10 protein-coding genes are annotated in these 13,013 nt (G+C 70.2%); 8 read left to right on the forward strand and 2 right to left on the reverse strand.

The window, feature by feature from the left end; translation table 11 throughout:
• Nucleotides 1-787: 787 nt before the first annotated feature.
• Together ACRXBZ_RS19585 and ACRXBZ_RS19590 are read left to right on the forward strand one after the other, a co-directional pair.
• A complete protein-coding gene (locus tag ACRXBZ_RS19585; protein WP_168585925.1) occupies nt 788-1,201 on the forward strand; it encodes an SdpI family protein in 414 nt (137 codons plus the stop codon).
• 64 nt (nt 1,202-1,265) lie between these two features.
• Entirely contained in the window at nt 1,266-2,231 is a 966-nt protein-coding gene (locus ACRXBZ_RS19590; RefSeq protein WP_433880325.1) for a magnesium and cobalt transport protein CorA, read from the forward strand.
• A gap of 99 nt (nt 2,232-2,330) precedes the next feature.
• Here the strand turns inward: ACRXBZ_RS19590 and ACRXBZ_RS19595 are convergent, their stop codons facing one another.
• Together ACRXBZ_RS19595 and ACRXBZ_RS19600 are read right to left on the reverse strand one after the other, a co-directional pair.
• Nucleotides 2,331-2,906, reverse strand: a complete 576-nt coding sequence (locus tag ACRXBZ_RS19595) for a YqgE/AlgH family protein (RefSeq protein ID WP_168585926.1) — start codon at nt 2,904-2,906, stop codon at nt 2,331-2,333.
• A gap of 202 nt (nt 2,907-3,108) precedes the next feature.
• The gene (locus ACRXBZ_RS19600) at nt 3,109-4,572 is read right to left on the reverse strand and encodes a CCA tRNA nucleotidyltransferase (RefSeq protein ID WP_433880326.1); all 1,464 of its coding nucleotides are present in this window, start codon (nt 4,570-4,572) and stop codon (nt 3,109-3,111) included.
• Nucleotides 4,573-4,811: 239 nt separating this feature from the next.
• Between ACRXBZ_RS19600 and ACRXBZ_RS19605 the strand changes: the two genes are divergently transcribed.
• From ACRXBZ_RS19605 to ACRXBZ_RS19630, 6 genes are all read left to right on the forward strand, one after another.
• Entirely contained in the window at nt 4,812-5,369 is a 558-nt protein-coding gene (locus ACRXBZ_RS19605) for an NUDIX hydrolase (RefSeq protein ID WP_433880327.1), read from the forward strand.
• The gene (locus tag ACRXBZ_RS19610) at nt 5,366-7,684 is read left to right on the forward strand and encodes a DUF6049 family protein (protein ID WP_433880328.1); all 2,319 of its coding nucleotides are present in this window, start codon (nt 5,366-5,368) and stop codon (nt 7,682-7,684) included. The genes ACRXBZ_RS19605 and ACRXBZ_RS19610 overlap by 4 nt, the downstream gene beginning before the upstream one ends.
• A gap of 130 nt (nt 7,685-7,814) precedes the next feature.
• Entirely contained in the window at nt 7,815-9,656 is a 1,842-nt protein-coding gene (gene murJ, locus ACRXBZ_RS19615) for a murein biosynthesis integral membrane protein MurJ (protein WP_433883918.1), read from the forward strand.
• Nucleotides 9,657-9,754: 98 nt separating this feature from the next.
• On the forward strand, nt 9,755-11,332 hold the full coding sequence (locus ACRXBZ_RS19620) for a protein kinase family protein (protein WP_433880329.1): 1,578 nt from the start codon (nt 9,755-9,757) through the stop codon (nt 11,330-11,332).
• Nucleotides 11,333-11,451: 119 nt separating this feature from the next.
• Nucleotides 11,452-12,060 carry an RNA polymerase sigma factor SigM gene (sigM, locus tag ACRXBZ_RS19625; RefSeq protein ID WP_433880330.1) on the forward strand — a complete coding sequence of 203 codons (609 nt, stop codon included), beginning with the start codon at nt 11,452-11,454 and terminating at the stop codon, nt 12,058-12,060.
• Nucleotides 12,057-12,863, forward strand: a complete 807-nt coding sequence (locus tag ACRXBZ_RS19630) for an RsmA family anti-sigma factor (RefSeq protein WP_433880331.1) — start codon at nt 12,057-12,059, stop codon at nt 12,861-12,863. Before sigM ends, ACRXBZ_RS19630 begins: the two co-directional genes overlap by 4 nt.
• The last annotated feature ends 150 nt before the right edge of the window (nt 12,864-13,013 follow it).

Genomic DNA, 13,013 nt, shown 5'->3' on the forward strand with positions numbered 1-13,013 from the left:
GACAAGCGGCGAGTGGACGAGCCGGAAGGCACCACCTACGGCGATCGCTTCCGCCGGGCGTTAGGTCTCGCGGGCACGTTGCCGTCTCAACTCGCACCGCCGAAGGCCGACCCCGCCGCTGAGGTACGAAAATTCGCAATCTCTGGACTTCACGAACTGCGCGGAGCCGCAGCCCGGGCCAACTACCAGGAGTTCATGGTCGGTCTGCTGCAGGCTCGAGCAAGCGGACAATGGAAAGCCATTCGCGCCGAGCTGCAGCATCCAGCAGGAAGCGGGCGGTGGCGCTGCAGGACGAAGTCGCCGACACCACGGAACGGCTCAAGCACTACCTCGGGCAGCTCATCGGTGCCGGCGACTTCCCGCTACGCGACTGAATCAGGGGTCACTTCACGGCCAGCGTGATTAGCTGTGTGGTCTGGTTTGGGGCGAAGTTGTCGTCGCTGACCAGCACCAAGCTTCGCCGTCCCGCAATTTCAATGGAAATCGGACCTTCGATTTCAATGGAAATTGCGGTTGATCGGCGTGTCGCACCACGACACGCCGACGGCTGTGGACAACTTCCGCAATTTCAATGGAAATTCGACTGCCGTCGAACTGCAGGCCGTGCGGCAGCGTGGCTCACCGACCAGCCGCACGTCCCCGCTGGGTGCCGCAACGGCGGGCGCGGCCGCCAGCAGTCCGGTTGAGACAGGATCTCCGGTTGAGACAGGAAACTTCGCCATGGCCGACAGCACACCTGACCTGGGTGTCGGGCAGGTGGCGAGCAGGTGAGGCTTACGCTGTCGGAGTGCTCGCTGTACAGGTGATCCTCTGCGCTGTCCTGGTCCTCGGCGGAGCGGCGCTGCTGTTCCTGGGCTTCCGGGGGCTGCGGGGCCAACTGACCCGCAACCGCTACATCGGTGTTCGCACCCCCGCCGCCATGCGCAGCGAGGACGCGTTCGAGCTCGCCAACCGGGCCGCGGCACCCGCGATGCTGGCCGGCGGCGCGATCGCGGTGCTCGCCGGTGTCTCGCTGCCGATGCTGGCCGCCACGTCCAGCGTCGTGATGGTCGCGGTGTTCGGGCTGATCGGCGCCTTCGCGCTGATGACCGTCGGCGGAGTGGTCGGCAACCGCGCCGCCGAGTCGATGCCCGCGCCGGCGCCCGCCGCCGGATGCGGTGGCTGCGCCGGCGGCTGCTGCGGCGTGCTCAAGCAGAACTGATCTTCCCGGGGACACGGCCCGGCAATGCGCCGCGCTGCCACACGCTCGTGGCAACGTGGCCGCCATGCTGAGGTGCACCCGTTTCCGCGACGGCCGCCCCGAGGACATCCCGAGCGGCGAGGCGCTCGATGCTCTGCGAACCGTGCCGGACGACGCCTTCGTCTGGCTCGAGGTTCCGCCCGCACGGCTCGACCTGCTGCACGAGGTGGCGCAGCTGCTGGAGCTGCCCGCGCTGGCCGTCGAAGACGCGGTCCGGGCGCACCAGCGCGCCAAGTTCGAGCGTTACCCGGGCTGCGCGTTCATCGTCCTGAAGATGCTCGACTACGCCCAGCACGCGTCGGCGGTCAGCACCTCGGAGCTGATGCTGTTCCTGACCGACCGGGTGCTGGTCACGGTGCGCCACGGCGATCAGGACCCAGCTACCGAGGCCCACCGGCGCGCCGCCGACCGGCCGGACCTCCTGGCCCTCGGGCCGCATGCCGCGGTTTACCTGCTCGCGGACGTCGTGGTCGATTCCTACCTGGCCATCGCGGCGGAACTCGGCAAGGACCTCGTCGCGCTGGAGCGCCGGGTCTTCGCCCCGAACCGGGACGATCCGACCGAGGACCTGTACTCGCTGAAGCGGGAGGTGCTGGAGTTCCGCGACGCCGTCGAACCGCTGGTGCCGGTCGCGCAGCACTTGATCCGGCCGGGCAACGGCGAGCCCGGACTGCTCGGCCAGCACTTCCGCGACGTTGCCGACCACGTGCTCCGGGCGGGGCGCGAGGTCCGGTCCTACGACGAGCTGCTCAACTCGGTGCTCGCTGCCCAGTTCTCGCGGGCCGGGCTTTGGCAGAACGAGGACATGCGCAAGATCTCCGCATGGGCGGCGATCGCGCTGGTACCGACCATCGTCGGCGCGATCTACGGGATGAACTTCGAGAACATGCCGGAGCTGCACTGGTCCTTCGGCTACCCGGCGGCGCTGCTGCTGATCATCGCCCTCTGCGGTGCCATCTACGCGGGCTTCCGCCGCAACGGCTGGCTCTGACCCGTCCACTCCGAACCTGTCCACAACTCTGTGGATAACTCCCAAATCTGGGGATAACTCACCCGTCCATCCACAGGCCCCGCACCCGATTGGCTCTTCCTAGTTGAGCTTCACGTCGCCGGGGTGGGTCGCGAGGAATGCCAGCGGGGGGCCTTGGCGGCGCAGGACCCGCCCCCAGAGCTCGGCGCCCGGGTCGGCGATGACGTCGTCCGGCAGGGCCGGGACGACGATCCAGTCGCCGCGTTCGATCTCGCCGGCGAGCTGGCCCGGCTCCCAGCCGGCGTAGCCCGCGAAGAAGCGGAGGCCGCGGGCCCGGGGGACCAGTTCGTTGGGGTCACCGTCGAGGTCGACCAGGCCGACCGGGCCGCGGACCCCGACCATGCCCGCGATCGCGCCGACGTTCTCACCCGCGCGCAGCGTCGCCAGGCAGATCGCCGTGCGCTGTTCCACCGGACCGCCGACGAACAGCGACTGCGGTTCGCTCGCGTGCTGGCCCCACTTCGGCAGCACGTCGTGCACCGCCACCTCGCTCGGCCGGTTCAGCACGACGCCCAGGGTGCCCTCGGCGCGGTGGTGGATCACGTAGACCACCGTCCGCCGGAAGTTCCGGTCCAGCAGCTGTGGGGCAGCGACGAGCAGCGTCCCCGGTTCTACGTCCGCATCTGATCCCACCATCGCATGATCTCACTGGTTGACCGCGCCCGAACCCCCCTGACCGAAACCGCGTCCGGCAGCCCGCCCGGCCGACGAGCAGCAGTATCAACGACTACTCAACATCGGAGGATCACAGCAGGAAATAGTATTCGATATTATTAAAACCTTCTGACCTGCGGTGGAAGAAACCGCAACCGAAGCGAGCGGGCGCAGGCGCAAGGGCTCAGGAGACGTCGATGCCCTGTTCGCGGGCCCAGCGGACGAGCTCCTCGACAGCCTCGTCGCGGGACATCGGGCCGCGGTCCAGGCGTACCTCTTTCAGGTGCTTCCAGGCCCGGCCCACGACCGGGCCCGGCTCGACGCCGAGCAGCCGCATGATTTCGTTGCCGTCCAGATCGGGCCGGACCTTCGCCAGGTCCTCCGCCTCGGCGATCCGCGTGATGCGCTCTTCGAGCTCGTCGTACGCCCGCTGCAGGGCCGTCGCCTTGCGCTTGTTGCGGGTCGTGCAGTCCGCGCGCACCAGCTTGTGCAGCCGGGGCAGCAACGGGCCCGCGTCGTTGACGTAGCGGCGGACCGCCGAGTCGGTCCACTGGCCGTCGCTGTAGCCGTGGAAGCGCAGGTGCAGGAACACCAGGTCCGCGACGTCCTTGATGACGTCCTTCGGGTACCGCAGCGCGCGCAGCCGCTTGCGGACCATCTTCGCGCCGACGACCTCGTGGTGGTGGAAGCTCACCCCGCCGCCCGACTCGAACCGGCGGGTGGCCGGCTTGCCGATGTCGTGCAGCAGCGCCGCCAGCCGCAGCACCAGGTCCGGCTCGCCCGCCGGATCGGCCGACCGCTCCAGGTCGATCGCCTGGTCCAGGACCGTCAGCGAGTGCCGGTAGACGTCCTTGTGCTGGTGGTGCTCGTCGATCTCCAGCTTCATGGCCGGGACCTCAGGCAGCACGTGGTCGGCCAGCCCGCTCTCCACCAGCAGCTCGATGCCGCGCCGCGGGAACTCGCCGCACAGCAGCTTGGACAGCTCGACCTGCACCCGCTCCGGGGTGATCCGGGTGATCTCGGTGGCCATGTCGGTCATCGCCGTCACGACCCGGTCGGTGGCGGTGAAGCCGAGCTGGGAGACGAAGCGGGCGGCACGCAGCATCCGCAGCGGATCGTCGGCGAAGGAGTCCTCCGGCGCGGCCGGGGTGTCCAGCCGCCGGTCCGCCAGGTCGGCCATCCCGCCATGCAGGTCGACGAACGTGCGGCCGGGCAGCTCGATGGCCATCGCGTTCACGGTGAAGTCGCGGCGCACCAGGTCACCCTCGATGGTGTCGCCGAAGGCGACGTCGGGGTTGCGGCCCACGCGGTCGTAGGTGTCCGCGCGGAACGTGGTGATCTCCACCGTCGTGCCGTGCCGGTACGCGCCGAGCGTGCCGAACTGGATCCCGGTGTCCCAGATCGTCTCCGCCCAGCCGGTCAGCAGCTCGCGGACCTGCTCCGGTCGTGCCTCGGTGGTGAAGTCCAGGTCGGTGCCCAACCGGCCCAGCAGGGCGTCCCGCACGCTGCCGCCGACCAGGTACAGCCGGTGGCCCGCCGCGGCGAATCGCTGCGCGAGCTCCTCGGCGACCGGTGCGACCTTCACCAATTCCACGACGGCGTTGCGCTGCGCTTGGCGCTCCCGGGCCTGCAGCTGCTCGGCGGACATGACGGAGTCGTGGTGCGAAGGGGAGGACACGATTTACCAGGATATCGGCCGCTCGGCCCAACGAGTCACCCATATGCGGCCGCCACCCGACCGACGCGGGGCGGGGTGTGCTTTCCCTGGGGATCGGCGACCCGTTTTCCTCCGGATCGCTTCCGGCCCCAGGTGGGAGCGGGGTTCGACGCTCCGCGGCGACCGCCCAGCTCACCCCTGAAACAGCTGATCGCACTACCATCGGCGGCATGCCCCCGTCGCCCGGCCGCTCCGGCGGTGCCCAGCCGGGGCGTCGGAACCGGCGCCGGCGGCGCAGACTGCGGACCGTCGACGAGACCTCGGCCGGTGGGCTGGTGGTCGACGGCGCCGAAGGCCTCGCTGCGATCATCGGGAGGCTGGACCGCAAGGGGCGACTGCTGTGGTCGCTGCCGAAGGGGCACATCGAGGCGGGCGAGAGCGCGGAGCAGACCGCGGTGCGCGAGGTCGCAGAGGAGACCGGCATCATCGGCCGGGTGGTCGCCCCGATCGGCACGATCGACTACTGGTTCATCGCGGGCAACCGGCGCATACACAAGACCGTGCACCACTTCCTGCTGGATGCGGTGGGCGGAGAGCTTTCCGACGAGGACGTGGAGGTCACCGAGGTGGCGTGGGTGCCGCTTGGTGAACTGGACGAGATATTGGCCTACGCCGACGAGCGTCGGCTGGTGCTCCGCGCGCTGAGCCTGCGCGACGGCGCATCGGGTGGCGCGAGCGAACGGCTCGGAGCCCGGCCGGCACGAGGTAGCGGAACGGAGCCGGGGTGAGGTTTCTGCTTGCCGCGCTGGTCGCGGTGCTGTTGTGCGCGGTAGTTCCGCTGGTCCCGGCGCCGCGGGCGGCCGCGGAGGGCGAGACCCCAACCCAGTTGGACGTGATTAAAATCACGCCGTCTGCGGTCGGGGTCGGCTCGCCCGGCGAAGTGGTCGTCACCGGCCGGTTGACCAACACCAGCGATCACCAGATCAACAACGTCGAGGCCCGCATCCAGCGTGGCAACGCGACCAGCACCGAGCCGGCCGTCCAGCGCGCGCTGCGCGAGGACCCGGCCACCGTCACGGAGCCCGCGTTCACCTCGGTCGCCGCCCGGCTCGCGCCCGGCCAGCAGATCCCGGTCGAGCTCCACATCCCGCTGACCGGCGCGAACTCGCTGCAGATCAGCCAGCCCGGCGTGTACCCGCTGCTGGTCAACGTCAACGGCGCGCCGAGCGGTGGGGGCCGCGCCCGCATCGCGCAGGCCCAGTTCCTGCTGCCGGTGCTCGCCCCGCCGGGCGGTGCGCCGGTGCGGCCCGAGAAACCGACCGGCACCAGCATGCTGGTGCCGCTGGTGGACTACCCGCGGTTGGAGCGGGAGGCCATCGGCGGCATCCGCGCGGTGCTGGCCGACGACCAGCTGTCCACCTCGCTGGCGCCCGGCGGTCGGCTCTACGACCTGGTGCAGGCGGTGAGCGACCGCGTGACGCCCGGATCGCCGCTGGGCAGCGCGTTGTGCTTCGCCATCGACCCGGACCTGCTGATCACCGTCCAGGTCATGCAGCGCGGCTACCTGGTGCGCCAGCCCAACGGCTCGCTGGTCGAGGGCATCGGCGCCGGTGCCGCCGACCTGTGGCTGTCCAGGCTCCGCCAGGCCACGTCGGGGCGCTGCGTGATCGCGCTGCCCTACGCGGACGCGGACATCGTGGCCCTGGGCCGGGCCGGGCTGCCGGACCTGGTGGACGGCGCGCTCGACGGCACCGACCTCGTGCGCAACATCCTGCGCGTCGAACCGCGCAACGTGCTCTGGCCGATCGAGGGCGTGCTGGCCGATCCGGCGATCGGCCAGAAGATGCCTTACACCGCGCTCCTGGAGCCCCGGGCGCTGAACATCCCCGCCGGGTCGCTGTCCCCGGTCCGGGTGCGGGGCCGCGACACGACCGCGGTCCCGATCGACCCGCTGCTGACCAGCGCGCTCGACCCGCAGCACGACACGGAACAGAAGGTCACCGCGCTGTCGCCGCCGCAGAACGGGCTGCTGTCCGTCCAGGACGCGCTCGGCGCTCTGGCGTTCCGCGCGACGCAGGGCCAGGTGGCGGGCGCCACCACCGTGCTGGCGCCGCCGCGCCGCTGGAACCTCCGCGGCGACGACCTGCGCGCCCTGCTCGACGGCATGCAGCAACTGGCGGACGCGGGGCTGATCCGGCCCACCCCGCTGCCCGACCCATCCCCGGACACCCTGCCGGAAGCCGACCTCGACTACCCGGTGGACGCCGGTTCGGCCGAGATCTCGCAGCCGGTGCTCGCCCAGCTCGCCGCGCAGAACTTCAAGGTCGGCGACCTGTACGGGTCCATCCGGGAGGAGCGGTCCAGCACCGTCCGGAAGGGCGACATCACCACGCCGCTGCGCAACGGTCTGCTGCACGGCGCGTCCAGCGCGTGGCGCGGCAACCCGGACGCCGCCCGCCAATGGGTGAACCGAACGACCCTCGCGATCGACGACGTCCTCTCGCAGGTCCACATCGAGGAGTTCGCCGGCCAGGTCACGCGGATGGACACGGCCACCAGCCCGATCCCGTTGACCGTGGTCAACGACCTGCCGATCACGGTGGTCGTCGTGTTCCGCATCCCGCGGGTGCCCGGCGTCGAGATCAAACAGGACTTCGACGGCCCGGTCACCATCCCGGCCAACAGCCGGCGCGGGTTCCAGCTGCCGGCCACGACGCAGCGGGCCGGCAAGTTCACCATTGACGTGACCCTGACCACCGAGTCGGGCACCCAGTTCGGCACCACCAAACGGATGCAGCTCGAATCCAACAACTTCGGTGCCCTGATCCCGATCCTCACCGGGAGCGCGGCCGCGCTGCTGGTGCTGATGTCGGGGCTGCGGATCGCCAAGAGGGCCCTGGCCAGGCGCCGCCGGACGGCCGCCGGTTCGACCGACCCGGACGACTCGTCGGAGCCGCCGAACCAGGCTGGACCGGACGCCGAGCCGGACGCGGAGCCGGACACCGCCTCGACGGGCCCGGCGGCCGCGAACGGCACGCAGCAGGACAGCACGCCTGGAATCGCCCAGATCGCCACCACCGACGGTGATCGGAATCGGAACTGAGATCCTGAGCGGGGTCGCGTCTTCACTCTTAGGTGTGGACCTCGACTGAAGTACAGGACCGGGCCGTGCACTCGGCGTGCCGACGGGCGAAGGATTTGAGGCAGTGAACCGAGACAGGGATGCCGGGCAGATGAGCGGTAACCCCGGGCCACCCAGGCCCGCGCCACGTCCGGCGCCACGCCCCGAAGCAGCGCGCCCGACCGTGCCGATCCGCCGGCCTGACGCCGTGCCCCAGGCGCCGGGCGTGCCGCGCGGCTGGCACGTCGCGGAGACCCAGCCGATCCCGGTGGTGCCGCCGGAACCCGGCATGAGCCAGGCCGCGGAGCAGGCCACCGAGCAGACCCAGGTCATCCGCCCGGTCTCACCGGGCAAGCCGTCGCTGCTCAGGGCCAGCGGCTCGATGGCCATCGCCACCCTGACCAGCCGGATCACCGGCTTCCTGTGGAAGCTGATGCTGGCCGGGGTGATCGGCTTCGCGGTCGAGAACGACTCGTTCAACGTGGCCAACACGATGCCGAACATGCTCTTCGAGCTGCTCATCGGTGGTGTGCTGACCAGCGTCGTGGTGCCGGTGCTGGTGCGGGCCAAGAAGTCCGACGCCGACGGCGGTGAGCGGTTCGTCCAGAAGCTGATGACGCTGGCCACGGTGGTCCTGGCGCTCGGCACGCTGTTGGCGATGGTCTGCACGCCGGTCCTGACCTGGGCGCTGGTCACCGAGTCCGACGCGTCCAACCGGGACCTGGTCAGCGCCTTCGCCTACCTCCTGCTGCCGCAGATCTTCTTCTACGGCATCAGCGCGCTGGTCGGCGCGATCCTGCAGGCGAAGCAGATCTTCAGCCCGCCGGCCTGGGCGCCGGTGGTGAACAACCTCGTCGTGATCGCCACCATCGGCGGCTACGTGCTGCTGCCGGGCAAGATCACGCTCGACCCGGTGTCGATGACCGACGCGCACCTGCTCGTGCTGGGCATCGGTGTCACCTTTGGCGTGGTGTGCCAGGCCGCGGTGCAGGTGCCCGCGCTGCGCAAGACCGGGTTCCGCTTCCGCTGGCAGTGGGGCTGGGACTCGCGGTTGTCGGAATTCGGCGGGCTCGCGCTGTGGATGCTCGGCTACGTGGCGGTCAGCCAGGTGGGGCTTTGGGCGCTCACCCGGGTGGCCACCGGGGCCGCCGGGGGCGCCCTGTCGACCTACAACTACGTGTGGATGCTGCTGCAGTTGCCCTACGGCGTGATCGGCTTCTCGATCATGACCGCGATCCTGCCGCGGATGAGCGCGGCCGCCGCGGACGGCGACCACGCCAAGGTGATCGACGACCTGTCCCTGGGCAACCGACTGTCCACTGTGACCTTGTTGCCGATCAGCGCAGTCATGACCGCGCTCGGCGTCCCGCTGGCGGTGGCCCTGTTCACGACGGTCAAGCCCGAATTGCTCGAGCAGGCCAACACCCTCGGCCTCGGACTGGCCGTCTCCGCGTTCGGCGTGCTGCCCTACGCGCTGACGATGATGCAGATGCGGACGTTCAACTCGTTGAACGACGCGCGCACCCCGACCCTGATCATGGTCGTGATGACCGTCGCGAAGGTGCTGCTGGCGTTCGCGTTGCCCGCCGTGTTGGCACCCGAGCAGGTGGTGTTCGGCCTGTGCTTCGTCAACTCGTTCACGTTCGTGATCGGCTGGTTGGTCGGTGAAGCCTGGCTGCGGCACCGGCTCGGCCCGCTGGGCAGCCGGCGTTTCCTTGTCACGCTGGCGAAAACGTTGACGGCTTCGGTGCTGGGTGGACTCCTCGCCTGGGCGGGCACGCTCGGCGTGGACGCGCTGATCCCCGGAACCGCCGGTGCCGGAACGGGTTGGCTGCAGTTGATCGTCGGCTGCGTAATCGGTTTGGCCGCGATCTTCGGGCTGATGTCTGTGCTGCGGGTGGCGGAACTGCAGCCCGCCTTCGGGCGGCTCACCGGTTTGCTGCGTCGTCGCTGACTTCCGCGTCACGTACCCTCGTTGGCGAAGTCTCCTTCCGCGGGGGAATCGGGGTGGCACGCAACCCCTGGCGGACCGGAAGGAGCGGGAGAGGGAAGGTGACCAGCAAACCCACTGAGCAGATCGCTGCGGAACGCGACGAGTCCGGCGACGAGGGTTCGACCGAGCAGGCGCTGACGCCTGGCCGGGTACTGGATCACGGCCGGTACCGGCTGCTCTCCCAAGTCGGTGCGGACAAACGCTGCAACGTGCAGCTGTGGCGGGCCAAGGACGGCGTGCTCGGCCGAGACGTCGCACTGACGATCCTGGTCGGCGACCGTTCGGACGCCGAGGCGGCGTCGGGCGCGCGCCGGACCCTGGAACGCGCGATGCACGCCAGCACTTTCAACCACGTCGGCGTCGCGCGGGTGCTCGACGTCGTCACGCAATCGTCCAGCGACCCGACCGGCGTGCTCGGCCTCGTGATCGCCGAGTGGACGCACGGCACCGACCTGCTCGACCTGGTCGCCGAGGGCCCGCTGCCGCCCGGCACCGCGGCGCGGCTGCTGCAGCCGCTGGCCGCCGCCGTCGAGGCGGCGCACCACGCCGGCCTGGTGCTCGGCGCCGACCACCCGCAGCGGATCCGGGTCACCCCGGACGGCGAGATCCGGATGGCGTTCCCGGGCCCGATGGCGCAGGCCACCTCCAGCGACGACGTGCGCGGCCTGGGCGCCGCGCTGTACCTGCTGCTCACCGGCCGATGGGCGCTCGGCGACGCGCCCGAGGGCCTGCCCGCCGCGCCAACCGGACCCGACGGCAACCTGGTCGCGCCGCGCACGCTGCGGCCGACCGTGCCGCTGGAGCTGTCCACGGTCGCGGTGCGCGCGCTGGGCAACCCGGACTCCATCGGCACCACCGGCGGGGTCCGCACCGGCGCGGCGGTGCTCCGCGTGCTGGAACAGCACGCGACCTTCGAGAACAGCAGCGCGTCGGCGCAGGGCGCGCGGTCGACCGAGAGCAACGAGGTCTGGCGGCGAGAAGACCCCAAGCCGGACAAGGCGAAGCGCAAGAAGCTGATGATCAGCGTCGGCGTGCTCGCGGTGGCCACGCTGCTGGTGGTCGGCTGGATCGCGGCTTCCCTGATCGGCATGTTCACCGAGACCAACACCGGCCACAACACCGGCCAGGTCATCGGGGAAACCGGCAACCGCCCCGGCGGTCAGCAGCAACCCAGCGAACAGCCGCAGGCACCCGCGACCCCGGTGAAGATCACCGCAGGCACCTCGTTCAACACCAGCGGCGATGCGGACGCCCCGCAACGCATCCCGAACCTGTTCGACGGCAACCCGGGCACCTGGTGGTCGACGTTCGCCTACAAGCAGCAGCTCGGCCCCGGCGGTATCAGCAACGGCACCGGCGCGGTACTGACGCTGGACCACGCCGCCGTGCTGCGGGAAGTGGTGATCAACTCGCAGAGCGCGGGCACCAAGGTGGAGATCCGGCAGGTCAACGGCACGCCGAGCATGGACGGCAAACTGCTCGGGTCCGCGGTGCTCAACGCCGGCGACACCTCGATCCCGATCCAAGCCGACTCGCCGACCCAGCAGGTCCTGGTGGTGATCACCCAGCTGGTCCCCAGCAACGGCGGATTCGCCTCGCAGATCAACGAGGTGAAGGTCAGCGGGAGCGCGGCCTGACGGTCGTGGTGCGGACTCGGGCGGCGCCCGGCTCCCGCCGCGACCACTGACCTGGCCAGATCCGCCGCTGGTCAATGTGGCGGGTGTGCCGTTTCACAGGAACAGTAAAGTTGTGTTCCGTGTCTGTCCCCGTCAGCTCGGACGCCGAACTCATAGCGGCGCATACCAACGGAGATCCACATGCGTTCTCCGAGCTCTTCCGCCGACATCGGGATCGGCTGTGGGCAGTGGCGCTGCGAACCATGCGCGACCACGAAGACGCCGCCGATGCGCTTCAGGACGCCATGATCTCGGCCTTCCGCAACGCTTCGTCGTTCCGCGCCGAATCCCAGGTGACCACCTGGCTACACCGGATCGTGGTGAACGCCTGCCTGGACCGGATACGCCGCCGCCAGGCCCGGCCGACCGTGCCGCTGCCGGAAACCGGCCCGACCGAACCGGCGGTTCCCCGCGACGCCATCGATGAGCAGGACACCAAGATGGCCGTCCAGGAGGCGCTCGCCGAACTCCCCGAAGATCAACGCTCCGCGATCGTGCTGGTGGACGTGGAGGGATACTCCGTGGCCGAGACAGCAACGATCTTGAGGGTTGCGGAGGGAACCATCAAGAGCCGGTGCGCGCGCGGGCGGGCCAAACTCGCCAAACTTCTGGGACACCTGCGGAACCCAAGTGCAGATGCGAACGTCCCAGATGACGCGATGGCCATGCGTCGACGGGAGGGACGATGAGTGGTGAACACCGGCGCACGGGGGCGCCGCAGGGGCCACCATGGTCCCTGGACCTGCTGGCCGATCTCCACGCCGGAGTGCTGGACCAGCAGACCGCCGACCAACTGCGCGTCCAGGTCCAGGACGACCCGGAGGCCAGAGACATCCTGGCGGCGTTGGACGCCACTAGCTCAGACCTGGCGGCGTTGCCGCCGCTGACGATTCCCGACGACGTTTCGGCCCGCATCGATGCCGCGTTGGAGAACGAGGTCCGGGCCTGGGCCCAGCAACAGGCCGCTGCCGCACCGCCGGCCGAGCCCGTCGCACCGCCCGCCGAGCAGGACGGCCAGGTGATCGACTTCGCCGCGGCCAAGCAGCGCCGCCGGAGGCGGTTCACGCTGGGCGCCGGACTGGCCGGGGTGGCCGCCGCGGCCGCCGCCGTGGTGTTCTCGGTCCTGCCCAGCAACACGGACACCTCAGGCAGCAACCAGGCGCAGCCGGCCGCGACCGGCGGGGCACCGGCGCCGCTGGCGCTGCGGGGGGAGCAGGTCACGCTGAACGGCGAGCAGTTCGGCGAGATCATGAAGTCCGAGCAGTACAGCAGCACGCTGACGGACCCGCAACGGCTCATCGGCTGCCTGCAGGCCAACGGCGTCAACAGCGGCAAACCGCTGGGCGCGCGGGAGATAACGCTCAATGGGAAACCCGCCCAGCTGCTGGTTCTGCAAGGCGGTGCCATCGGCAAGTTCCGCCTTTTAGCGGTGGGACCCGAGTGCGGCCCGGGCAACCCGGCCAAGGTCTCGGACTCCACCTTCGGCGGCTAGGAACGCCTCCCACATGCTGACGGCCGGGTGCGATCCGCACCCGGCCGCCGCGTCTCACCGACTCCCGATCCGTGGGACGGGGTCGGCTGCGCTGTGCCCTCCGGCACGGCGTCTCCGTGATCGGGAACAGACCCGAATAGGATCGCGTTG

Source organism: Saccharopolyspora hattusasensis, assembly GCF_050972075.1.
GTDB lineage: Bacteria > Actinomycetota > Actinomycetes > Mycobacteriales > Pseudonocardiaceae > Saccharopolyspora > Saccharopolyspora hattusasensis.